Raw genomic sequence first — 25326 nt, forward strand, 5'->3', positions numbered from 1 at the left:
TAATATTCCGATGTAGTAAACCTATGACCACTATTTGATTAAACTTTATAAAAATTACAAGGAATTAAGTGAATTCAATGTTTTTACTCTTTCTAAAGTAGCATTTTAACTTTTTATACATATAAAGATATTAAAGAAAACATATAAATCCGGCCCAAATTTATTAGTGAAAAGGTGGAAACTAATGAATATGATAAAAAGAATAATAAAACTAAGGAAAAGTAAAAGAAAAGAAATGACGAAGTTAGATTTTAGGAAATTACTTGGAAGAAGACAAATCAATCTGGATATCAATGGAATTGAAAATTATATAGCGGATAAGACTGTACTTGTTACAGGAGGAGGAGGATCTATAGGCTCAGAGATCTGCAGACAGATTGCTGAATTTAATCCCAAAAAGCTATTAATTCTAGATAGATATGAAAATACCACTTATCAGCTTCAGATTGAATTGGAAAGGAAATTTTCCTGTTTAAGTTTCCAAGTTATAATAGCTTCTATTAATAATATGGAAAGAATAAATAATATTTTTCAGTTATATAAACCTGAAGCAGTATTTCATGCAGCAGCATACAAACATGTACCCTTAATGGAGGCAAATCCTATAGAGGCTATAGAAAATAATATATTCGGAACTTTGAATCTTATAGAATCTGCTGATAGGCATGGAACTAAGAAATTTGTTTTTATTTCCACGGATAAAGCTGTTAACCCTGCCAGCATAATGGGAGCAACGAAAAGAGCTGGAGAAATCTTGATTCAGGCAGCAGGTAAAACCAGCAGCACTGAATTTGTAGCTGTGAGATTTGGCAATGTTTTAGGGAGCAGCGGTTCTGTTGTTCCAATCTTTATGAAACAGATACAGCAAGGGGGACCTGTCACAATTACCCATCCTGAGATTACAAGATATTTTATGCTTATTGAAGAGGCGGTTCAGCTGGTACTTGATGCAGGAGCTTTGGCTAAAGGAGGAGAGATATTCGTACTGGACATGGGAAATCCAATAAATATATACCGCTTAGCCTGTAAGCTTATAAAAAGTTCAGGATTAATTCCCCATAAGGATATTAAAATTAAATTCACCGGATTAAGACCTGGTGAAAAACTTCATGAAGAATTATTGATGAAGGATGAAGAATTTCAGAAAACTAAAAATGAAAAAATTTTCATAGTAAATCCTTCAGATTGGAATATAGAGAATTTAAAAAGTAATTTAGATATCTTAAAGAAAAGCATGAAATATGGAAATGAAAAGGAGCTTCTTTTAAAACTCAAAGAAATAGTTCCCAATTATGCCATAAAAAGCGCCTGATTATAACAAGTCCTTTAAAGGTTAATAGTATTTTAAGAGGTATATTTATGAAGGAAGCAAGAGTTGTTCAGATATCAGCAGTAGACAGTACTATGTACACCATGCTCACCGCTTTAAACAAAGGAATTATAGATGCAGGATATTCCCTTACTGCTGTCTGCTCTAAAGGTGAGTTTACAGAGGCAATAAAAGAGGAAGGTATAAATATAATAAATATAGAGATACAGAGAAGGATTCAGCCTATAGAAAATATAAAGACTTTAATGAAATTATATAAACTTTTAAAGAAGATTAATCCTCATATAGTTCATGTTCATACTCCTGTAGCAGCGGTACTGGGAAGAATAGCAGCGAAGCTCTGTAAAACTCCAATAATCATATATACAGCTCATGGTTTTTATTTTCATGAAAATATGAGGCCTCTTGTATATAAAATGATTTTTAATATAGAAAGATTCTTTGCCAGATATTTTACAGATATTTTATTTACCCAAAGCCAGGAAGACTGCAGGACTTCCGTAGAAGGAAGGTTTAAAGAAGAGGATAAGATTATAGCAATTGGGAATGGGGTAGACCTTTTAAATAAATTTAATCCTGAAAATATATCCATGGAGGAGAGAAAAAGCATAAGGAAGGAATTCAAATTAGAGGAAAATATCAGAGTAGTTACTTTTATAGGAAGATTGATAGAGGAAAAGGGTATTCTGGATCTTTTAAAGGCATCAGAGGATATGGAAGGAGAAAATATTAAATTCCTTATAGTAGGAAGGTTAGAAGACAAAGAAAGAGATGTTAAAACCTTAGAAAAAATAAAAGAGTACTATAATCATCCTAATATCATCTTCACAGGAAGAAGAGAGGATATAAGCAGGATTTTAAGCATCACTGATATATTTTGCCTTCCTTCCTTCAGAGAGGGGATGCCCCGTTCAATAATTGAAGCTATGGCTATGGAGTGTGCAGTTATAACCACTGATACAAGAGGATGCAGAGAAGAGATTATAAATGAAAAAAATGGGTATTTAGTAAATATAAACTCCCCTAAAGAGATAAAGGAAAAAATACAGTTTCTCTATGAAAATCCTGAGATACTAAATTCAATGAAAAAGTGTGGGAGAGAAAGGGCTTTAAATTTATACAATGAAAGTAAGGTTATAGAGCTTCAATTAAAAATATATAAAGATATATTAAAAGAAAAAAACATTATAAACTAAAGAATTACATTACTAAATTGCAGTATTATGCTGTGAGGTGAAGTTTGTTGAAGCCTAAAGTTTTAATTTTCGGAAGCAGTACCATACTTGGGGGAAGTGAAATAAAAATATTTGAAATAACAAAAAGGCTGTACAGAGATGATTTTCATGTAGAGACGGTTTTTTTGTATGAAAGTGGAATTATAGATAAAAAAATAAAAGAGATTCCTGTAAAGACCCAATGTTTAGATATTAAAAACAAAGGCTTTTTAAAGACCTTTTTATCTATATGGCAGCTTATATATAAAGGAAATTATGAAGCAATATACTGCTTTGGTTATAAGGTTAACTTTTTAGTTAGAATTATAGGTGTTTTATCTAAAGTTAAATTATTTACTGCAGTGGAAAGCACAAAAAAGGATTTAAATATTTTGGCTGCTGTTTTTGATAAGCTTAGCTCCTTTAAGGTTTCAAAGTATATCTGCGTTTCTGAAAGCGTAAGAAAAGTGCTGGAATCAAGAAATAAAATAAGCAGAAAAAAAATAACAGTAATAAAAAATGGCATTGATTTAAACAGATTCAACATTTGTAAAACTTATAAAGATAATAAAATTAATGAATTGAGCATCAATATACAAGCTGAGGACTTTGTTATAGGATGTATAGGAAATTTCAGAAAAGCAAAAGGTCAGGATATACTTTTAGAGGCAGCATATAAATTAAAGGATCACCCTTATATTAAATTTATCCTTGTGGGGGATGGAGAACTGAGAATTTATTATGAGAAGCTTATTAAAGACTATGGCCTCAAGGAAAAAGTTATATTGCTAGGGGTTAGAGAGGATATTCCTGAACTTATGAGTATATTAGATATACTTGTAGTACCTTCAAGATGGGAAGGTTTTGGTCTTGCAGCTGTGGAAGCTATGGCTTGTAAAGTTCCTATAATTGCTTCTAATGTAGACGGGCTTAGTGAAATAATTCAGGATGAAGTAACTGGTGTGTTATTTGAAAAGGAAAACAGCAGTGCTTTAGCAGAAAAGATTCTGTTTCTGAAAGAAAACAAATTTAAAAGAGAAGATATTGCAGAAGCTGCATATAAATATACTACAAAGGAATTTGATATAGAAATAATGATGAAAAAAATAGAAAATCTTATACTATATGAAAAAAGGTGAAAAGATGAGTCTGCTTCTAATAATATTTTTTTTAACACTTCCTTTGACCTATATATACAGCATAAAATATCTCACTATTAATTATATTGTGGTAATGGCAATATCTTTAGCAGCGGTGACTAAAAAAAGATAATGGCAGCAGAGGTTACCCGGCATCAGATTTTCTTATATATATATTCTTTATTATAATATGCACCTTTAGTTTTCTTATAAATAATAATACCGGTGATTTAACCTTTATTAAGCATACTCTTTCCTATTCTTTTATATTGATATCTTATGGAATGTTACTTCCTGTGTACCTTAAAAAAAGGCAGCATTAAAATAGAAAAGATACTAAAATGGATATCCGTATCGGTTTTTATCACCTGTTCTTTTGCTCTTGTAGAATTTGCTGCAAGAAATCTATTTCCTTCCTTATTAAGTGTATTTAATTTATTGGGTATAGATACGGTGCTTAAATATGATGCTCTTTATTTTGAGGTGTACCAGAGAAGCAGAGCATTTATGACTGAATCAGGACATTATGCAATGTTTGTTAATGCCTTTTTACCTATAAGCCTATATTATATCTACAGATACAAGGGAATAGCAGCATTTTTAATATATTTTATAATATGCTCCTTAGGATATTTAGTCAGCTTTAGTGCAGGAGCTTTTGCCAGTTTAGCCGCTGCATTTTTAGCAGCATTTCTTTTTTATACCATAGAAAAGCACAGTAAAAAATCCATACTATTATTTTCAACAGCTTTAATTTTTGTAATGATAGTTTTTTACTATATTAAGGATATCAGCTTTTTTCAGGGAATAATGGAGAAGGTTTTATTTGTAAATGATTCAGGAAGGCTTTGGAGATGGCAGTTTAGCCTAGACAGCTTTCTTAATGCTGATTTTTTTCAGATGATCTTCGGCAGAGGTTTGGGTTTTTTATCCTATACCTACAGCACCGGAAGCACTAATTGGTTTATAGAAGCTACAGTGGAAACAGGCTTATTAGGTATTATTACAATTATTTTAATTTTATTAATCAGCATTAAAAGAATACTTCAAATGAAGTATGAATTTAAGTATTTTATATTCATTGGCATTACAGCTATGATAATTCAATATAATTTAATATCTGATTATTGGTACCCATGGATATGGACAACTATAGCTCTATCAAGTTATTTTAGATATTTAGAAAAGAAGGCTGGTGAAGAAAAATGATTAGACTGGGATATAAAAAGTGTTTATTATCCATAGACGAAGTTTGGGATATATATGATAACAGTGATATTAAAGCATTTAATGGAACAGATATATTAGTTAAGAAAATTACAAAAAAAAACGGAAGTGAATACTGCAGAAAAAGAAAAACCCTTATTACTGATTTAAAAAGAACTCCTGAAGAAATCTATGGAGATTTTGACAATCAGGTGAAAAGATCCATTAAGAGGGTAAGCGCTTTGAGTTATGAATGCCAATTTCATGATTCTACTGAGTTTTTAAAGGATGACCGCTTATTTAAAGAATTTAAAGAAAGCTATTATGAATTTATTAAAAAGAAAAAGCTTCTGCCAGGAAATCTTTCAAAGCTGAAAAAGTTTGCCCTTAATAATAATCTTACTATGGCGGTAGGTATACTGGAAAACAGTCCTTTAGTATATCGGGTATTCATTCATGATGATAATTATGTTAGAGGATTATATTCAGTTTCTAAATTTAGAAATACAAAAGTAAGAAAAGAGCAAAATAATATAGCATATTTAAATAAAATGCTCCTTTATCAGGAACTCTTATATTTTAGAAATAAAAACTTGTCTATATATGACTGGGGTGGGATTTCTGATGAAACTGAAGAGAAAAAAAGAATTTCATATTTTAAAAGGCAGTTTGGTGGGAAGGAATTTCAATATTTTGAAACTATGGAATCTAAAAGCTTAAGGGGTAGAATTGCTTTGAAGGTTATTAATAAGCTGCTGTGAGGTTAAATTGTGAGCGAAAAAAATATTAAAAAATCCTTGCTTTATTTTGTAATACTTGCTGTAGCATCAAAGGGTTTTGGGTTTATAAGGGAACAGTTTATAGCTTTTGGATATGGTGCAGACTATACTATAGATGCTTATTCAGTAGCATTATTAATACCTAATGTGATATTTTCCATAGTAGGTTCTTCCATTTCCACAGCTATGCTTCCTATGCTTGTACAACAATACCAGAGAGAGGGAAAAGAAAAGACCTTTAAGTTCATAAATAACGTATTTAACCTGATTCTTATAATTACAATTATTATTTTTATTTTTGTTAAGGGTAATCTGGAGTTTCTAATAAGAGCTGCAGCTCCCAGCTTTTCAGAAGAAACCTTTAATTTAGCCTTAAAGCTTGGAAATATAACTCTGATTAATTTGGTGTTTTTATGTCTGTCCAGTGTATTTATTACTGCACTTCAAAGCTTAAATGAGTTTACAGCTACAAATCTTGTTCATATACCTCTAAGTATAATAATTATCATATATATAGCCCTTTTCCGTAATTTAACCGTGGAGGGGCTCATTATAGTAACTATAATAGGGAACTTTTTTAAATTTTTAATACCTATACCCTGGCTTATTAAGCATGGTTATAGGTATAAATTCATTTTAGACCTTAAAGATGAAAGGATTAAGGAGCTATCAAAGCTTATTATACCTGTTATTATAGGAGCGGTAATACAGCAGATTAAAATACTTGTTGATAACAGCATGGCGTCTTCCCTGCCTCAGGGAAGTATAGCTGTTCTTGGGTATTCTTCAAAAATAAGCGATATAATGTATGGTCTAATAAGTACTGCTCTTATTACTGTAATATATCCTGCTCTATCTAAAAGCGCACTTAATAAAGACAGTGAAGGTACAAGGCAATTGCTTTGCAATTCATTAAATTATCATAACTTAATTATGTTTCCTCTTATTGCTATACTGGCTTCTAACAGTCTCAGCGTTGTAAACATAATTTTTACCAGAGGAAAGTTTGATTATAATGCTGCTGTTATCACCTCTAGGATTATGATATATGAAATTATAACTACAGCCTTCATAGGGATGAAGGATATACTAAACCAGGGATTATACTCATTAAAGCATACGAAAAAGGTTACTAGGAATACAGCGTTTGGTGTAATGATCAATATAATCTTAAGCATTCTTCTTGTTAATCATTTAGGCTTAACAGGACTGATGGCAGCCTCTTTATCAGCCTCTATAGTCACAGCGCTACTGGCTTATATAAGTATATCAAAAATATTTACTGATTTAAGAAAAATTACTATATGGAAAGGTACTTTACAGTGCTTTGCTTCCGCTCTTATCAGCGTCTCGGCAATAATGATTTTAAACATGGTTTTAGGGAGATATAGGGCTATGGGGGATTTTTTAAGGTTCACACTGTGTGGAAGCGTTGGATTGTCCATTTATATTATCACCTTATTTTTAGCAAAAAACTCAGAGATATATTTTCTTTATGATGAATTGAAAAAGATGTTTAGAGAAAAAGTAATCATCAGGATTAAAAATTCATATAAAGCTTATTATATATATAGATTGGATGATATCACTGAGCATATGAATTGGGATAATTTTTGGAAGGTTATAATGATATTTAAAAAATATAATGTTGTTCCTTTAATAGGTGTGGTTCCAGATAATAAGGATAAAGATCTTATAGTCAGTGAAGGAAAATTTTACTTTTGGGAAATTATAAAATATATGCAGCAGCATAAAATAGTAGAAATTGCTCAACATGGGTACACTCATGAGGTCATATTGAACACAGAGGGTATATTAAAGGAGAGATATGGATATAAGAAAACCTCTGAGTTTACAGGACTCAACTTAGAAAAACAGCTGGAGAAAATTACTTTAGGAAAAGAAATTCTTCTCAGTAAGGGGATAAGCACCGATATTTTTATGGCACCCTGTCATAATTTCGACGGTAATACTTTAAAAGCACTTAAAGCATCAGGCTTTAAATATATAACTGATGGTATAGGTTTAACTCCATATAAATATAAAGGAATTACATTTATTCCTCAGCAGTTTGGAAGACCAAGAAGCTTTTTTTTCGGTGTTATAACCATATGCCTGCATTTAAATAACGGTTCTCAAGAGGAAATAAATGAAATTGAAGAACATGTAAAAAAATATAGAGATAAGGCTATAAACTTCTACGATGCCGGAAAAGTCCGGGAAAGTAAAGTTATAAACTCAATATTTAAAGTCTTTTATCTTTTAATGAGATATTTTAAATTTAAGCATACAGCTTCTAAAAGTTCTAATTGGAAGATTAAAGGCTGATATTTAAGGAAAGAATTTAGTATACAGACTTAAGTTTAACAAATTTAAAATGAAAATATTTTTTACATTTTTCGTGAAATTATATATGTACTATAGAAAATAATATATACTTATGAATATAAACTAAACTACTAGGAGAGAAAAAGATGAACTTTACGCTTATTGCCACAGCAACCTTTGGATTAGAAAAAGTAGTTGCAGATGAATTAAAACAGTTAGGTTACGATGACCTTATGGTGGAGAATGGGAAGGTCACCTTCGAAGGTGATGAAATGGATATAGTCACATGCAATATGTGGCTGAGGACCGCAGACAGGGTGTTAATTAAAATGGCGGAATTTAAAGCCGAAAGCTTTGAGGATTTATTTCAGGGAACGCTGGCGGTAAATTGGGGGGACATCATTCCTATTACAGGATTTATGCACGTAATAGGCAAATCCGTTAAATCAAAGCTGTTCAGCGTGCCAGACTGTCAATCCATTGTAAAAAAAGCAGTGGTAGAATCCATGAAAAGAAAATACAGAAGAGATTTGTTCCCAGAAAATGGTGCGGAATATAAAATTGAAGTAGCTATTTTGAAGGATGTTGTTACTCTTACCCTAGATACCAGCGGACCGGGACTTCATAAGAGAGGATACAGGGAGTTTGCAGGAGAAGCTCCTTTAAAAGAAACCCTTGCTGCTGCATTAGTACTTTTAAGCAAATGGGATCCATCAAAACAGCTGGCTGATCCTTTATGTGGTTCAGGAACTATAGCAATAGAAGCTGCAATGATAGGAAGAAATATGGCTCCCGGACTTAACAGAAGCTTTGCATCAGAGCAGTGGGAAATAATTCCTCAGGATATGTGGAGTGATATAAGAGACTTTGCAAGAAACTCAATTAATAACAAGGAATTTAGAATCTTAGCCTCTGATATAAACGGAAGACTCCTAAGGACTGCTAGAGGCAATGCTGAAAAAGCTGGTGTATCTAATAATATCGCTTTTCAAAAGCTGGACGTAAAAGATTTTAGCAGCAAAAAGAAATGCGGTGTTATAATTACTAATCCTCCTTACGGTGAAAGGATTGGTGAAACAAAGGAAGTAGAGGAGCTTTATAAAACCATGGGAAGGGTATTTAGAGAACTCCCTGAATGGTCATATTTTATCCTGACTTCTTATGAAGGGTTTGAAAGACTATTTAATAAAAAGTCAGATAAAAACAGGAAGCTTTATAACGGAAGGCTGAAGTGTTATTTGTATCAGTTTATGGAGAGCTGATTACAATGTGAAATGAACAAGATAAACCGTGCTGTATATCAGTGCGGTTTTTATAAAAGTGAGTAAATAACATTTAAGGAGGCATAAATGAAAAGAGGAGCTGCGGAAAGGAATTTTAGAAAGCTTAAAAATCAAATTGCTCAGATAGATGAAATAATAAGAAATTCAAAAACTTCTTCTTTATGGGAGCATGAAGCAGCCATAAGAAAAAAGCTTAAATCTCTCGGTGAAATGAAAAATCAGGAGATTAAAGATTTTAACAGGGTTTATACCAGATATTTGGAAATGCTCGAATACGTTTCTAGAAGGCTTATTCAGGATTATAACATGAAAAACAATACTGATTTCTCCTACGATGAAGTAGTAAATAGCAGTTTTGATGGATACTTAAGATCCGGTATAATCAGCGTACTTATTTCTAATCATATACCTGAAATTGTAGCTAAGGATTTTAAAAGAGTATTTCCTTCCAATCCTAAGGATGAGTATTTACAAACCAGAAATATCCCAAGAAAAGTCTATCTTCATCTGGGAGAAACCAATACAGGAAAAACCTATAATGCTATGGAAGCCCTTAAGAAAAGCTCTAAAGGAGTATACTTGTCTCCTCTAAGGATTTTGGCTCTGGAGAATTATGAAAAACTCAATAATGAAGGGGTAAAGTGCAGCCTTATAACCGGAGAGGAACAGATAATTGTAGAGGGAGCTGTACATTTATCCTGTACCATAGAAAAACTCGACTTGGGAGAATATTACGAAACAGCAGTGATAGATGAAATCCAGATGATAAAAGATGATCAAAGAGGGGCTGCGTGGACAAGAGCCTTGTTAGGTGTAAAAAGCAGAGAGATCCATATATGCGGGGCTTTAAATTCTAAGGAAATACTTATAGATATACTTGAGGATTGCGGAGAAGAATATGAAATAAAGGAATACAAGCGTAATATTCCTTTATTGATAGAAGATAAAGCTTTTAATTATAAAGACATTCAGCCCGGAGATGCACTGGTAGCTTTCTCAAAAAAGCGGGTACTGGAGCTTGCAGCCTTTTATTCTAATTTGGGAATTAAAGCTGCCATGATATATGGAGACCTTCCACCAGAGGTTAGAAGAAGCCAGTATGAGGACTTTATAAATAAAAGGAGCTCTATACTTGTAACCACTGATGCTGTAGGTATGGGAGTAAACCTTCCTATCAGAAGAATTATATTTATGGATGTTAAAAAATATGATGGCACTGAAATAAGATTTTTAAATTCTCAGGAGGTTAAGCAGATAGCAGGACGGGCAGGAAGAAAAGGTATATACGATGAAGGTTATGTGGCTGCTTACGGAAATAATGTGGAGTTTATAAGAGAAAATATAAACATAGCTGATGACCCTATAAGGGAAGCGGTGCTTGGACCAGGTGAAGCAATATTAGATATAAAAGGACTATTCCTCCGTGAAAAGCTTGCCCTTTGGAGCACTATGGAGGAATCTATATATTTTTATAGGAAAATGGATATAAGCGAATACTTGGTTGTGCTGGATAAACTAAAACCCTATAAGCTTCCTGAAAAAATACAATGGAAGCTGATTAAAGTACCCTTTGATGTTTCTAAAGATGATATAATGAAGGCTTTTTTAGGATACATAGATGAAATATTTATAGGAAAAAGTGATGAGATTTCTAAACCGAACTGTTATATAAGAGATTTATATAACCTGGAAATATACTATCAAAAAATAAATCTATACTATTCCCTGTCAAATTCCTTTAAACTGACCTTTGATGAGGAATGGGTTTATTCCGAAAGAAGCAGGGTAAGTGAAGAAATTATAGAAATACTTAGGAAAATATAATATGTTTATAAAATGTTAATAAAAAGCTAATACTAAGTTGTAAAAGTTCATAATTTTTAGGGGTATAATAAAATTAAGCTGCTGGTAATCAGCAAAATTTACTAAGTAAAATAAACTGGAGGTATTATTTATGAGAAATGTAACTGTTTATACTACACAAACTTGACCTTGGTGTCATAAGGTAAAGGCTTACCTAAAATCTAAAAATGTTGATTTCCAGGAAAAGGATGTATCGAAAGATTATGATGCAGCAATGGAAATGATTCAAAAATCAGGACAAAGGGGAGTACCGGTAGTAGATATCGACGGTGACATTATCGTTGGATTCGATAAAGAAAATATCGACAGGCTTCTTGAAATGTAATGCAGTGATTGAAAGTTTGAAATAAAAACTATATTGTAAAACCTGCATATTAGAAACAAGAATATAAATTTATTTAAAAATCATGATAGTTTCTAAAAGTAAAAGCTATCCCATTTTTTGGGATAGCTTTTACTTTTATATATCTTATTTAATGTTATCCACAAAGGATTTCATTTTTTCATAAGACATCATTCCTATATGCTTTGCAGAAATGTTACCGTCTTTATCTATAAAGTAAGAGGTTGGGATAGAAGCCACCTCATACTTTAATGCTATAGCTGTAGTATCATCTAAAAGCACAGGGAAATTCAGCTTATTTTCCTTTATAAATTTGCTTGCTGTAGGTCTTCCTTCACCAATATTCACAGCGAGAATTACCAAGTCTGAATCCTTAGTTTCCTGATAGAGCTTTTCCATGTCAGGCATTTCAGCTTTGCAGGGAGGGCACCAGCTTGCCCAGAAGTTTAAAAATATCTTTTTTCCCTTAAAATCGCTGAGAGAAACCTCTTTACCGCTTAGATCCTTCAATTTGAAATCGGAGGCTGCTTCTTTGTTATCCTTTGAGCCATTCTCCTGAGTTTCCTTTTCTTTGGATTCTTCATTGCTTTTTTGTTCTTCTTTTTTTCTTTCTTCTTCAGCTCTCTTTTCTTCAGCTAATTTTAATTCTGCAGCTTCTTTTTCCTTCAAACCTTTATTATAAGTGTATACGGTAAAAGCGGATGCGCCGATTAAAACAGCTACTCCAAGAGCAATTATATATTTTTTCATAAAGCCACTCTCCGTTTAAATCAAAATTTAAATAACTGTGATTGAAAATTTAATATGTTTAAGATTTTCCCAAGGTATATATATTTGGAGTTAGTAGAATTCTATAAAATCTAAGTAGTTGCTTAATAAGCCTACTTTATTGGTAAATATCAGAACTCCTAATGCGATAAGCATTAATCCGCTTATAATAGATATTACCTTTAAATGCTTTGTTACCTTTGGAAGTTTGGCGGAAAGTTTATCCACTGCTAAAGCGGTTAATACAAAAGGAACAGCAAGACCTAAAGAGTATAATGTGAGGAGAATAATACCTTTACTTACGGTGTCCATGCTGGTTGCATATACCAAAATGGAAGAAAGTATAGGTCCAACGCAGGGAGTCCAGCCTGCTGCAAAAGCCATCCCCATTAATACAGATCCAAAGGTTCCTCTGGTATTTCCAAAGTTCATAAGTTTCTTTTCCTGTGAAAAGAATTTTATTTTTAAAAGACCGGAGGTATGGAGACCAAAAACTATCATTAAAATACCCGCTGCTCTTTTAAAAATCATCTGATTTTTAATGAATAATCTTCCTAAAGAAGTTATAGAAGCTCCCATGATTACGAAAATCACCGAAAACCCAATAACAAATCCTAAAGATTTATACAATATATAAAATTTATTTGTGCTGCCTTCATTACCTTGAACAGATTCTCCTGTCATGTAGCTGACATAAGCAGGAACTAAAGGTAAAACGCAGGGTGAAAGGAAAGATATCAATCCTGCGGAGAATGCTAAAAATAGTGGTATACTATTCACTTAATCACCTTCTTTTAAATGTCATTTATTAAATGTGGATATTTTTTATTAAATTAATAATAACATAAAGATAATTATAATTACAGAAAAGTAAAAAATATTATTTAATAGTTATTATTTCGTTCCTATATTTTTTAAATTATTAAAATTTGGTATTGTAAAATAATAATACCTTAAAATACCGATGGGAGGTATATTGTTTTTGAAGAAAAATATTGCACTATTATTACTATATTTTTATTTGGAGAAAATATACATAAAGATAATTAAAAATTAAAAATGTGAAAAGGTAATGAAAAGTTAAGAATTAAAAATTAAAAGTTAAGGAGGAATTTCCTCTGGAATTTCTTTAAATTATAATTTAAGAAACTCCGGTAGGAGTTTCAACCTTGAGTTTCAAAGGAATAAAGTCTTCTAAAATGCCAAGAAAATCTCGTAAGAGGGGAAACAGGTTAAAAAGAGAGGTATATCAAACGAACAAGTATGTATAGCAACTGTAATTAATAGTCAGGGTAATTTAATCATGGAACTAATATGTAAAGGTAGAATGACACACAAGGAATTAGAAAGGCTCTATGATGGGCGTATAGGGGATAACTCTATCCTTTGTACTGATAGTCATAAGAGGTATGTTCAGTTCGCCCATGATTTTTCATTAGAATATAAGTGTATAAAAAGAGGAAAGCATAAAGAAGGAATATACCATATCAGCACATAATTGATGTCCACAGCAAATTAAAGAAATGGATAAATAGTAATTAGAACGGAGGGATTGAATGGTAAATAAAACAGATGCTATCGAGATAATAACATATGCTGAAGAAAATGGGATTAGCATTTGGATAGATGGTGGTTGGGGAGTAGATGCGCTATTAGAAGTGGAAACAAGAGCACACAATGATATTGATTTATTTGTGGAAGAAAGTAACAGTAAAAAGTTTATTGGAATATTAAAAGAAAACGGCTTTGCTGAAGTTACAGAATCATATACAACCACATCTCACTCGGTTTGGAAGGATACTAAAGATAGGATAATTGACCTTCATATATTTAAATTCAACGAACAAGGATATATTGTTTTTGAAGGAGAAGCATATCCCCCAGAGGTGTTTAGTGGTATTGGGAAAATAGGTGCTAAAGTGGTAAGATGTATTGATGCTGAAAATCAAGTATTATTTCATTTGGGCTATGAGCATGATGAAAATGATGTACATGATGAAAAACTATTGTGTGAGAGATTTGATATTCCTGTTCCGAATGAATACAAGTAAGTAATAAATTCCAATTTGATAGTTCCAATTGATGTTGTTTTAGCAAAAAAGCAATAGAAAAGTTTTTATCTATAGATGAAAATTGTTTTTATGCTGCAACAATAAAGGAGAAAGTAGTTGCTTATGCAATTGCCTATATTCAAAGACGGCTTGATACCACAAAGAATATGATTTGTTTATATGAAATAGGCACATTGAAATCTTATAGAAAAATGGGAATTGCAAAAAAATAATTGATAAAATTATTGAGGATGGAGAATTAAATGAAGTAATGAAGATTTGGATTCCTACAAATAAAAGCAATGAAGCGGCATGTGGATTATATAAGAGTATTGGAGCTGAGGAGCCAGAAGTGAAGGACGAAATTATATATAATTACAGATATTGAGTTTAATATTTATATAACTTAATACTCAATTATAAATTGCTAATAAATAAAGTCCAGCAAATTTTTGCTGGACTTTTAAAATAGTTTCTAATATCAACATTATACAAATACAGGTTTTGAAGAAACAGTATAAGATTTAAAATGAAGGAGGAAATTCCTCCGGAATTTCTTTAAATATAATTTAAGAAACTCCTATCGGAGTTTCCCCCTTCATTTTGCATTTTTAATTTTAAATTATCTTTTAATAGTTTGAATTTAATCTGTTTTTAATTTATAATTGTGTAGTTATAGAATATATAGTATCTTAGAGATAAAAGGAGGCAGGTTTATGAGATTATGGGGCAAAATAATTAAAAATAACAAGATAATTAAAAATGATACTGTGCCTCTTGAGGTTAAGGACAATTATCAGGCGGGACTGAAGGCGGCCATTGCAGAATTATGCCACAGGTTTGATATAGAAAAACCCTATTGGCTTAATAAAAACTTGAATGAATATAATAGGATTTCAAAAACCGCTTTTAATGAAAATAACTTTATAGAGGATATAGATTTCGATAAATTCATCATTGAAGAACTTGAGGATAAAAATATCAATAAGAGGTGATAATTTTGGATAGTATAGCTGGCAAGGGCTGCGATATTTTAGTGCCTTTCAATGAAAGAAAGCCGCTGGCGGAAATTGAACGCAGCATTGTTAAAACATATAAAAAGAGTATTTGGTCAAAGTTTATAAAGGCCATAAAGGAATATAACCTTGTAGAAGAGGGAGATAAGGTAGCTGTTGCTATCTCAGGAGGAAAGGACAGCCTTATAATGGCAAAGCTTTTCCAGGAGCTTAAGAGGCATGGGCAGGTTAATTTTGAGGTTGAGTATATTGCCATGGATCCCGGATATCATCCAGATATAAAAAAGCTTTTAATTGATAACTGCGAATATTTAAACATACCGGTTAAAATATATGAATCAGGAATATTCCAAGTGGTAGACAAAATAGCAAAGGATTATCCCTGCTACATGTGCGCCAGAATGAGAAGAGGTTCTCTATATGCTAAAGCTAAGGAGCTGGGATGCAATAAGCTTGCCTTAGGACATCATTTTAATGATGTTATTGAAACTACTCTTTTAAATATTCTCTATGCAGGTAACTTTAAAACCATGCTTCCAAAACTTAAAGCTGCAAACTTTGAGGGCATGGAACTTATAAGACCAATGTACTATATAGAAGAGCAGCATATACAGAGATTCACTCAAAACAGCGGAATATGGCCGCTGAATTGCGCATGCATGGTGGCTGCAAAAAGAATCGGAAATAAGAGATATGAAATTAAAGCTATGATAAAACAACTTAAGGAAAATTTTCCGCAGATTGAAAAATCTATATTCAGGGCTGCTCAAAACGTTAATATGGAATCTATATTAGGCTGGATGAAAGATGGAAAACAATATTCCTACTTAGACTTTTATGATGAAGATGCACCTGAAGGATTAGAATAGGAATAGTAGAGGGTGAAAATATAAAATGAAAAAAGAACCAAAGGATACTAAGGTGGTAATAGGGATGTCAGGAGGAGTAGATTCCTCCGTAGCTGCACTTTTACTTAAAAAGCAGGGCTATGATGTGGTGGGCGTCTTTATGAAAAACTGGGATGAAAAAGATGATGATGGGGTCTGCACCGCTGCAGATGATTATGATGATGTGAGAAGGGTATGCGATCAAATTGGAATACCCTATTACACAGTAAACTTTGTAAAGGAATATTGGGATAGAGTCTTTGAGTATTTTCTTTCAGAATATAAGAGGGGAAGGACACCTAATCCTGATGTAATGTGTAATAAAGAAATTAAATTTAAAGCTTTCTTAGAGTTTGCTTTAAAAATAGGTGCTGATTATATTGCCATGGGACACTATGCTCAGGTGGATTATATAGATGGAGAATACAAGCTTTTAAGAGGTGTAGATAATAATAAGGATCAAACCTATTTTTTATGTGAACTGAATCAGAGTCAGCTTTCAAAAAGCTTATTTCCAATTGGCCATTTAACTAAGCCTCAGGTTAGGGAAATAGCAGAAAAGGAAGGGCTTGCTACTGCAACTAAAAAGGACAGTACAGGGGTTTGCTTTATAGGAGAGAGAAATTTTCGAGAGTTTTTAAATAACTATCTACCGGCTAAGCCAGGCCCTATAATGACACCTGAAGGAGAAATAAAAGGAGAGCATGTAGGTCTTATGCATTATACCTTGGGACAGAGAAAAGGACTGGGAATCGGTGGTCAGGGAGAACCATGGTTTGTAGTGGATAAGAATTTAAAAAAGAACATTTTATACGTGGTGCAGGGTGAAAAGAATGAAGCTCTTTATTCCTTTGGGTTAAAGGCCGTAGATATTAACTGGATAAGTGATAGGCCTAAATCTCAAAGCTTTGAATGTACAGCAAAGTTCAGATACAGACAGCCTGATCAGAAGGTCATAGTGCATATTAAAGAAAAAAATTCCGCAATAGTAGAGTTTGTAGAGCCTCAAAAAGCTATTACACCTGGGCAGGCAGTGGTTTTCTATGACGGTGAGGAATGTCTTGGCGGAGGAATTATTGAAGAATATTATAAAAACAAAAATAGGCTTCAAAATTATATTAAAGGCTAGTCAAATGACTGGCTTTTATTATAAGTTGTTTTACAAAGCAACTAAATTATATGTTACAATTATAAAGTAGAATAAAGATATGATATAACCTTAACAGCTGTATATATAAATTACAGCTGATTACTATATTTACTTTTATATAAATATTTTTAGGAGGTTAATTATGAATAAGCAGATAATAAAAACAGAAAGGGCTCCAAAAGCTATAGGACCATATTCACAGGGAATTAAAATGGGAAATGTAATTTATACTTCAGGTCAGCTTCCAATGGATGCTGAAACCGGAGAGATAGAAACAGAAATAAAAAGAGCTACAGAAAAGTGTCTTGAAAATGTTAAAGCTATATTGGAGGAAGCTGGTTCTTCCTTAGAAAAGGTGGTTAAAACTTTAGTTTTTCTAAAGGATATGAATGATTTTGCCGACATGAATGAGGTATACAGCGTCTATTTCAATGAAAATCCTCCAGCTAGAAGCTGTATTCAGGTAGCAAAACTTCCTAAAGATGCATTAGTGGAAATAGAAGTTATAGCTTTATGTGATTAAAAACTATCTTTGAAGGTAATGGAAAATACGCAAAAATTATGTTATATTAATAAAATGTTCAATATTATAGACATAAAATGCAATTACAGAAAGGAGAAAAAATGGAAAATAAACCTACTTCATCAAACTTTATCAGAAATATAGTGATTGAAGATTTAGAATCAGGAAAGCATAGTGATATAATAACTCGTTTTCCACCTGAGCCTAATGGTTATCTGCATATAGGTCACGCGAAGTCCATAGTTCTGAATTTTGAACTTGCAGATGAATTTAATGGTAAAACAAATTTAAGATTTGATGATACAAATCCTATAAAAGAAGATACAGAATATGTGGAATCTATAAAGGAAGATGTTCATTGGCTTGGATTCCAGTGGGATAAACTATTATTTGCTTCTGATTATTTTGAAGAAATGTACAATAGAGCAGTACTTTTAATAAAAAAAGGTAAGGCTTATGTATGCGACTTGACACCTGAAGAGATAAGAAACTACAGAGGAACATTAACTGAGCCTGGGAAAGAAAGTCCATACAGAAGCAGATCTGTAGAAGAGAATATGGACTTGTTTCAAAGGATGAGAAAAGGTGAATTTAAAGACGGAGAAAAGGTGTTAAGAGCAAAGATAGATATGAATTCTCCTAACATAAATATGAGAGACCCCATAATCTACAGAATTGCTCATGCCGAACATCACAATACCGGAGACAAATGGTGCATATATCCTATGTATGATTTTGCTCACCCTATTGAAGATGCCATTGAAGGAGTAACTCATTCTATCTGCACCTTAGAATTTGAAGATCACAGACCTCTTTATGATTGGGTGGTAGAAGAGTGTGAAATGGAATCTAAACCTCAGCAGATAGAATTTGCAAGATTAAATCTTACAAATACAGTAATGAGTAAAAGAAAATTAAAGCTTCTTGTAGATGAAAAGATAGTGGATGGCTGGGATGATCCTAGAATGCCTACTATTGCAGGATTAAGAAGAAGAGGATATACCCCTGAATCCATTAGGAATTTCTGCAGAGAAATAGGGGTGGCAAAGGCAAGCAGCGTTGTTGATTCACAGATGCTGGAGCATTTTATAAGAGAGGATTTAAATAAAAAGGCACCAAGGAGCATGGCTGTTATGAGACCTATCAAGGTGGTTATAACAAACTATCCTGAAGGTCAGGTAGAATGGCTGGAGTCTGAAGTTAATCCTGATAATCCTGAAGCCGGTACAAAAATGATACCTTTTTCCAGAGAAATATATATTGAAGAGGAAGATTTTATGGAAAATCCTCCGAAAAAATACTTTAGATTATTTCCCGGGAATGAAGTAAGACTTCGTCACGCTTATTTCATTAAATGTACTGATTTTATAAAGGATGAAAATGGCAGAGTGGTTGAAATTCACTGCACTTATGATCCTGAAACCAAGAGCGGAACAGGATTCACCGGCAGAAAGGTCAAGGGAACATTACACTGGGTTTCTGCATCCCATGCTGTGCCTGCAGAATTTAGATTGTTTGAACCTATACTATTGGAAAATGAGGAAGATAACAAAGACTTCCTGGAATGTATAAACTCTGATTCCTTGGAGGTATTACAGGGATTTGTAGAGCCTGATATGAAGGATGTTAAGCCTCAGGATAAATTCCAATTTGTTAGACACGGCTATTTCAATGTAGACTATAAATATACTACAAAGGAGAAACCTGTTTTTAACAGGATAGTATCTTTAAAAAGTTCTTTTGCAGTTAAAAAATAACTTATTTAATGTAAATAAAAGCATTGCCTAAAATTAAAAAAGGCAATGCTTTTTATATTACATATTTAATTCTAATGGGTCGTCTGCATCATTATTAAAGGAATCTCTGTTAAATTCATTTTCTGAAGCTGCAACCAAAAGGGCAGACACTGAGGCTCCGGTTATATTAGTTGCAGTCCTTGCCATGTCTATAATCACATCCACCCCTAATACCATACCTACTACCTGAAGAGGAAGTCCCATAGCCGCTAAGACTACCGTAGCCATTATTGAAGCGGTTCCCGGTACTCCTGCAGTTCCGAAGGAAGCAACGGTAGTGATAAGTATAAGCTGAACATATTGAATTGGCTGCATTGGGATATTAAATATTCTTGCTGCAAATATTGCAACCATAACAGGATATATGCCTCCACAGGCATTCAGTCCCATGGTTGCACCCATAGGGGCTACAAAATTAGCGATTTTATCAGAAATTCTTACTCTATCCGTTAGGCTTTTAATAGTAACAGGCAGAGTTCCGTAAGAACTTCTGGTTGAAAAAGCAACTAACTGAGCAGGATAGATTTTTTTAAAAAATTTAATTGGATTTACTTTTGCTACAAAGGCTAAAAGGGGTGAATAAACCACTACAAACAGCAGGATACAGGCTACATACATTGCTAATATCAATTTACCTAAAGGAAGAAGGGTAGCAAGTCCATATTTTGATGTCACAGTAGACATTAATCCAAAGACTCCGTAAGGAGTGAGCTTTAACACCATTTTAGTTACTCTGAACATAATCTGGGAAAAACCTTTAAAGAAGTTTTTTACAGGAGCTATGAGCTCTGAATGTTTGTCGCTTTCAATAGAAGCAGCAACTCCAACCATCAGTGCAAAGATTATAACAGGGATAACCTTCCCTTCAGCAGCTTCAGCTACAGTATTTGAAGGAACCATATCTAAAAGAACCTTAGTAAAGGAGGGGATTTCCCTTGCCTTAAAGCTTGCATCAGGAACAAAGGTTACTCCTGCTCCGGGATCTAATATTAAAGCAACTGCCAGTCCTACTATACATGCTAGAAAGGTAGTAAACACAAGCCAAAACAGTGTTTTAACACCTATCTTTTTCAGCTGATTAGTATCTTCTAATGATGTTATGCTGGTTATAATAGAAGATATAACTAAAGGAATAACCAGCATTTTAATAAGATTAATATAAGCTTTGCCCAAAGGTTCCAAGTACATAGCTTCTTCTTTAAAATACATTCCTATTAAAACTCCCAAGGCCATACCTAAAAATACTCTTATACTAAAGGAAACTTTTTTTCTTCTCAAAAAAACTAAAAGCATTAAGATTAATGCTGACAAAATTAAACCTACGTACATTATTATATTCCTCCTATGTTTAATGGATACATATTTATTTAGTGAAGATAATTATTAAAGTTCAATATATGCTTTGAAGCATGGATTTAAATTGTTAAAACAAACCAATTTAATAAAAATTATAATTCATTACTAAATTTTAGTCAATAACATTTAGTAAGTAATTTACATAATATTATTTTTATTACAAGTAAATGTTAAAAATAAATACAAAACTTTTAAAAAATCTATTGTAATTCATTGATGTAGGTGATAAAATACTTAAGAAAGATAAGTTAGTCTTTAAATCAGTCCGGAGAGGCTGGCAAGAAAAAAGTTTTATTAGCGTGATTTTTATAACTTCTTGTCAGTAGACAGGAAGTTTTTTATTTTTGACTAACCGATACCTTTTAAATTAGCACAGAGAGGCTAATAAGGGAGAAAGTGAGCTTTCTCCTCATAATGAAAAATTAGAGGAGGTTTTTTTTATGCAGCAAAATATAGCGGTTAACACTCAAGAAAAACAAGGAAATTTAATCTTATCAAAAGTTAAAAGATATGTACTTGCACTTCAACATCTTGTGGCAATGTTCGGGGCTACGGTTTTAGTACCTATGATAACAGGATTGAACCCTTCTGTAGCACTTTTTACAGCAGGCATAGGTACACTGATATTTCACCTTTGTACTAAAGGAAAGGTTCCAGCTTTTCTAGGCTCATCCTTTGCTTTCATTCCAGGAATTTTAGCGGTAAAAGAAGCATATAACGGTGATTTAACCTATGCTCAGGGCGGTATGCTAATAGCAGGATTAGCTTATGTAATCTTCTCCTTCCTGATTAAAAAAATAGGAATGGAAAGAATAAAAAATGTTTTGCCAGACCATGTAGTTGGTCCAATGATTATAGTAATAGGTTTAAACTTACTGCCTACTGCCTTGGATATGGCTTCAAATAACTTTCTAATAGCAGCGATAACCCTTGGTATAGCATTAACTATAACCTTCACTGCAAAAGGATTTTTAAAGCAGGTTGCTATTTTGATAGCAGTAACTATAGGATACATAATATCCTTCAATATGGGGTTAGTAGATACTGCAGTAATCAAAGAAGCTCCACTTTTTGCAATACCAGCCTTCACATTGCCAAAGTTTGATGCGGCAGCAATAATGATAATAGTACCAGCAATACTAGCAGTATTTATGGAGCATATAGGAGACATAACCACCAACGGTAAGGTATGCGGACAAAACTTTGTTGAAGATCCGGGTTTAAACAGAACCTTGTTAGGAGACGGTCTTGCTACAGCAGTTGCTTCCTTAATAGGGGGACCTGCAAATACCACATACGGTGAAAATACAGGTGTTCTTGCAATAACTAAAAATTATGATCCATCTATACTTAGAATAACAGCAATATTTGCAATAATACTGGGCTTTGTAGCAAAATTCGGAGGTGTTCTCAGAACTATACCTACACCTGTAATGGGAGGCATAAGCGTTATGCTTTTCAGTATGATAGCCTTAGTAGGAGCTAGAACCATAAAGGAAAATAAGGTTAAATTCAACCTAAGCAATACTGTAATAATGGCAGCGATAATCATAGTAGGTATTGGCGGACCTTATATAGAGAAGGCAACAGGTTTAACTGTAGGAATCCCAATAACTGAAACAGTAACAATCAGCGGATTAAGCTTTGCAGCTATAGTTGGTATAACTTTAAATTTAGTAATAAGCTTTATTTCAAAGATGAGCAAAAAAAGCAGTAAATAGCTTTAGATAAGTCCAAATTGATATAGAAATGCACCTCCAAATGGTGATGTTTGGGGGTGTATTTTTTCGTTAATAAATCTTGCATTATTTAATTTTAAAATATATAATTAAAGTAACTGAATATCCTAGACAGTTCGGAAGCCTCCTGTCTTAAAATAAAACTACGGCATGTTTATCTAAACACATGGATAAGTTTTTTTACTTTGTTTACGATGGCTGTCTTTAAAAAGACAGCTTTTTATTTCTCTGTGTTTTTGGCCGTAAAGAGGTATGATTCATACCTCTTTATTTTATGCAATTAAACTTAAGAATAAAAAAGGAAGTGATATTATGAAGAATAAAAATGTAGATTTTATAGTAAAAACCGCCGTTGTGGCTGCACTATATGCAATTCTTACCTACGCTTTCGGATTTATGTCTTATGGATTAGTTCAGTTTAGAGTTTCAGAAATATTAACCCTGCTTGCATTTATAAGCCCTGCATATATACCTGGCTTAGTTTTAGGCTGTATACTTGCAAATATTATAAGTACGGTGGGATGGATTGATATGATAGTTGGAACTGCTGCTACCTTCATTGCTGTTTTCTTGATAAGCAGAACCAAGAATTTACTTTTAGCTTCTATATGGCCTGCATTGATTAATGGCTTGTTTATAGGAGCAATGCTTAACTACGTTGCCAACATACCTTTTATGTATGCTGCTATTTGGGTAGCCTTTGGTGAATTTGCAGTGGTTACATTAGTGGGGTACCCTGTATTTAAATATTTAATCAATAGGGGAAGTCCGGTGCTGGAAGTTATAAAATTTAAAAAATAGATTATAAGCCTGTAGATTATTTATACAGGCTTTTTTAAAAATTCAGCTGCACAAGATGAAGAGTAATCACCTGCAGCTTAAGAACTTGTAAAACTCCTTTAATACATTTGGGTTATCAGATAAAAATTCCACAAGGCTTTTTAGAGAATTAAAGGTTTCAAGGCTTAGAGTATGCTCAATTTTTTCTGTTTCTGTCAGTATATTCTCTTCTTTAACATTTATTAATCTTAAAAACTTTTCTGTTATATTATGCCTTTCCAGCAGTGTGTTTCCCAATTCATTTCCGTAAGGAGTTAATATTATCACCCCGTATTTTTCATATTTAATGAATTTAGCTTCTGAAAGTTTTTGAACCATTTTTGTGCAGGAAGGAGGTTGTACATTAAGAGCTTCTGCCAGCTCATTGACTCTTGCAAAGCCGTTGATCAGTGATAACCTATAAATCATTTCAAGATAATCTTCCATAGATGGTGTAAGTGAGTTAGAATCTTTTTTAAGATATTCTGTAAAGGTATGAAAGGTTTTGTCCTCCATACTCTTAACCTCCTTTTAAATATTGTTATATTTAATTATATGATAATAAACATAAAAAATTTATAAATAAGAATATTGTCCTCTCTAATATAAAATAATGTGTATTGATGGGTTAAGTACATAATATTACTTTAGGTCTTAAAAAGTTAAAATATTTATATTACATTATTAATTTTTAAGCTTAGCAAATGTGGTAAATTATAGATAGAAGCAATAATGATATTTGGAGGTTTTTTGATGAAGATTACAGTTATAGGTTACTTCGGTACTTATCCAAAGGCGGGGGCAGCAACTTCTGGATATCTTTTAGAAGAAGGTAAAACTAAGGTTCTTATAGATTGCGGTTCAGGTGTTATATCCTCACTTCAGAAATATGTGGATATCAAAGAGCTTACAGCGGTAATATTAACACACTATCATGCAGATCATACTGCAGATATTCCTATTCTTCAATATTCTGCCATGATGCTTACAAAACTGAATGAAAGAGAACACTCTCTGCCAATTTTTGCGTTACGGGATAAGGAGAATTTTAAGAAATTAGATTATTCTCCTTATTGTTATGGTATGGAGATAAATCCTTATGAAAATTTAATTATTGGGGATATTAATTTCAGCTTTATTGAAACAAAACACTCAAAAAGATGTATTGCCATTAAGGCTGCTTCTAATAATAAAAGCATCATTTATACGGGAGACACTGAGTACTTTGATGAATTAGCGGAGTTTTCCAAGGGAAGCTCAGTTATTATAAGCGAAAGCAGCTTATATGAGGATATAGAGGTTCCCGGTCATATGAAAGCTTCAGAGGCTGGGCTTTTAGCCAGTAATTCAAAAGCGCAGAAATTAGTTTTATCCCATCTTCCTCCCTATGGAAATCACGAAGATCTTTATGAGGCCGCCTCTAAGGTCTTTGAAAATGAAATAATTCTGGCTTATTCAGGATTATCTATATTATTATAAGTAAAGGCAAAAAATTTATATATTGTTAATATGAATAAAAAAGGATTAGAATATGAAAAAAAAGAATTATAATCTTAAATGTTTTTCAGGAGGTAATAAATGAAAGTAGTTATATTAGATGGATATGCATTAAATCCAGGAGATTTAAGTTGGGATAAATTCAAAGAATTTGGTGAAGTTAGTATATATGATAGAACCGAGGAAGAGGAAATATTGGAAAGGTGCCTTGGGGCTGAAGTAATAATAACCAATAAAGC

The 25326-nt window shown here is 32.7% G+C and carries 22 protein-coding genes and 2 pseudogenes; 20 read left to right on the plus strand and 4 right to left on the minus strand.

Annotated features, from left to right (window positions below):
- Positions 1–217: 217 nt before the first annotated feature.
- The 9 genes and pseudogenes from TA89_RS02150 to TA89_RS02190 form a co-directional block, all read left to right on the plus strand.
- A pseudogene (locus TA89_RS02150) lies at positions 218–1312 on the plus strand (UDP-N-acetylglucosamine 4,6-dehydratase family protein); the annotation flags it as partial.
- Positions 1313–1359: 47 nt separating this feature from the next.
- Positions 1360–2526, plus strand: a complete 1167-nt coding sequence (locus TA89_RS02155) for a glycosyltransferase family 4 protein (RefSeq protein WP_040210452.1) — start codon at positions 1360–1362, stop codon at positions 2524–2526.
- A gap of 47 nt (positions 2527–2573) precedes the next feature.
- Positions 2574–3683 (plus strand): glycosyltransferase, encoded by a 1110-nt coding sequence (locus TA89_RS02160; protein ID WP_040210453.1) that lies wholly within the window; start codon positions 2574–2576, stop codon positions 3681–3683.
- Between the two features lie 279 nt (positions 3684–3962).
- Complete coding sequence (locus TA89_RS02165; protein WP_040210454.1) at positions 3963–4892, plus strand: hypothetical protein; 930 nt, start codon at positions 3963–3965, stop codon at positions 4890–4892.
- Positions 4889–5650, plus strand: coding sequence for a hypothetical protein (locus TA89_RS02170; protein WP_040210455.1), 762 nt, complete (start codon positions 4889–4891; stop codon positions 5648–5650). Before TA89_RS02165 ends, TA89_RS02170 begins: the two co-directional genes overlap by 4 nt.
- Before the next feature lie 9 nt (positions 5651–5659).
- Positions 5660–7996 carry a murein biosynthesis integral membrane protein MurJ gene (gene murJ, locus TA89_RS02175; RefSeq protein WP_040210456.1) on the plus strand — a complete coding sequence of 779 codons (2337 nt, stop codon included), beginning with the start codon at positions 5660–5662 and terminating at the stop codon, positions 7994–7996.
- Between the two features lie 146 nt (positions 7997–8142).
- Positions 8143–9258, plus strand: coding sequence for a THUMP domain-containing class I SAM-dependent RNA methyltransferase (locus tag TA89_RS02180; RefSeq protein ID WP_040210457.1), 1116 nt, complete (start codon positions 8143–8145; stop codon positions 9256–9258).
- Positions 9259–9345: 87 nt separating this feature from the next.
- Positions 9346–11103: a helicase-related protein gene (locus TA89_RS02185; RefSeq protein ID WP_040210458.1), complete on the plus strand. Its 1758-nt coding sequence runs from the start codon at positions 9346–9348 to the stop codon at positions 11101–11103.
- Positions 11104–11233: 130 nt separating this feature from the next.
- Positions 11234–11467, plus strand: a complete 234-nt coding sequence (locus TA89_RS02190; RefSeq protein ID WP_082023812.1) for a glutaredoxin family protein — start codon at positions 11234–11236, stop codon at positions 11465–11467.
- Between the two features lie 144 nt (positions 11468–11611).
- On the opposite strand, the gene TA89_RS02195 is transcribed toward TA89_RS02190, so the two are convergent.
- Both TA89_RS02195 and TA89_RS02200 read right to left on the minus strand, forming a co-directional pair.
- A complete protein-coding gene (locus TA89_RS02195; RefSeq protein WP_040210459.1) occupies positions 11612–12235 on the minus strand; it encodes a TlpA disulfide reductase family protein in 624 nt (207 codons plus the stop codon).
- 90 nt (positions 12236–12325) lie between these two features.
- On the minus strand, positions 12326–13033 hold the full coding sequence (locus TA89_RS02200) for a cytochrome c biogenesis CcdA family protein (RefSeq protein ID WP_040210460.1): 708 nt from the start codon (positions 13031–13033) through the stop codon (positions 12326–12328).
- 392 nt (positions 13034–13425) lie between these two features.
- Between TA89_RS02200 and TA89_RS02205 the strand changes: the two are divergent.
- From TA89_RS02205 to TA89_RS02235, 8 genes and pseudogenes are all read left to right on the plus strand, one after another.
- Positions 13426–13786 (plus strand): annotated as a pseudogene (locus TA89_RS02205) (IS1595 family transposase); the annotation flags it as partial.
- 23 nt (positions 13787–13809) lie between these two features.
- A complete protein-coding gene (locus tag TA89_RS02210; protein WP_040210461.1) occupies positions 13810–14304 on the plus strand; it encodes a nucleotidyltransferase domain-containing protein in 495 nt (164 codons plus the stop codon).
- A 71-nt stretch (positions 14305–14375) separates the two neighbouring features.
- Positions 14376–14537, plus strand: a complete 162-nt coding sequence (locus tag TA89_RS19230; protein ID WP_423219492.1) for a GNAT family N-acetyltransferase — start codon at positions 14376–14378, stop codon at positions 14535–14537.
- A gap of 483 nt (positions 14538–15020) precedes the next feature.
- Entirely contained in the window at positions 15021–15299 is a 279-nt protein-coding gene (locus TA89_RS02215) for a hypothetical protein (RefSeq protein WP_040210462.1), read from the plus strand.
- 5 nt (positions 15300–15304) lie between these two features.
- Positions 15305–16189, plus strand: coding sequence for a tRNA 2-thiocytidine biosynthesis TtcA family protein (locus tag TA89_RS02220; RefSeq protein ID WP_040210463.1), 885 nt, complete (start codon positions 15305–15307; stop codon positions 16187–16189).
- Between the two features lie 25 nt (positions 16190–16214).
- The gene (gene mnmA / locus TA89_RS02225) at positions 16215–17336 is read left to right on the plus strand and encodes a tRNA 2-thiouridine(34) synthase MnmA (protein ID WP_040210464.1); all 1122 of its coding nucleotides are present in this window, start codon (positions 16215–16217) and stop codon (positions 17334–17336) included.
- A 163-nt stretch (positions 17337–17499) separates the two neighbouring features.
- Positions 17500–17880: a RidA family protein gene (locus TA89_RS02230; RefSeq protein ID WP_040210465.1), complete on the plus strand. Its 381-nt coding sequence runs from the start codon at positions 17500–17502 to the stop codon at positions 17878–17880.
- A gap of 101 nt (positions 17881–17981) precedes the next feature.
- Positions 17982–19637, plus strand: a complete 1656-nt coding sequence (locus TA89_RS02235) for a glutamine--tRNA ligase/YqeY domain fusion protein (RefSeq protein ID WP_040210466.1) — start codon at positions 17982–17984, stop codon at positions 19635–19637.
- A gap of 57 nt (positions 19638–19694) precedes the next feature.
- On the opposite strand, the gene TA89_RS02240 is transcribed toward TA89_RS02235, so the two are convergent.
- Positions 19695–21005: a dicarboxylate/amino acid:cation symporter gene (locus tag TA89_RS02240; protein ID WP_040210467.1), complete on the minus strand. Its 1311-nt coding sequence runs from the start codon at positions 21003–21005 to the stop codon at positions 19695–19697.
- 467 nt (positions 21006–21472) lie between these two features.
- On the opposite strand from TA89_RS02240, the gene TA89_RS02245 reads away from it, so the two are divergent.
- Together TA89_RS02245 and TA89_RS02250 are read left to right on the plus strand one after the other, a co-directional pair.
- Positions 21473–22753, plus strand: a complete 1281-nt coding sequence (locus tag TA89_RS02245) for a uracil-xanthine permease family protein (protein WP_040210468.1) — start codon at positions 21473–21475, stop codon at positions 22751–22753.
- A gap of 330 nt (positions 22754–23083) precedes the next feature.
- Positions 23084–23572, plus strand: coding sequence for a QueT transporter family protein (locus TA89_RS02250; protein ID WP_040210485.1), 489 nt, complete (start codon positions 23084–23086; stop codon positions 23570–23572).
- 66 nt (positions 23573–23638) lie between these two features.
- Here TA89_RS02250 and mntR read toward each other — a convergent pair whose 3' ends face one another.
- Complete coding sequence (gene mntR, locus TA89_RS02255; RefSeq protein WP_040210469.1) at positions 23639–24106, minus strand: transcriptional regulator MntR; 468 nt, start codon at positions 24104–24106, stop codon at positions 23639–23641.
- Between the two features lie 237 nt (positions 24107–24343).
- On the opposite strand from mntR, the gene TA89_RS02260 reads away from it, so the two are divergent.
- A complete protein-coding gene (locus tag TA89_RS02260; RefSeq protein WP_040210470.1) occupies positions 24344–25069 on the plus strand; it encodes an MBL fold metallo-hydrolase in 726 nt (241 codons plus the stop codon).
- Positions 25070–25326 lie beyond the last annotated feature (257 nt).

Origin of the sequence: Clostridium polynesiense, from assembly GCF_000820705.1 — a bacterium.
GTDB lineage: Bacteria > Bacillota > Clostridia > Clostridiales > Clostridiaceae > Clostridium_AA > Clostridium_AA polynesiense.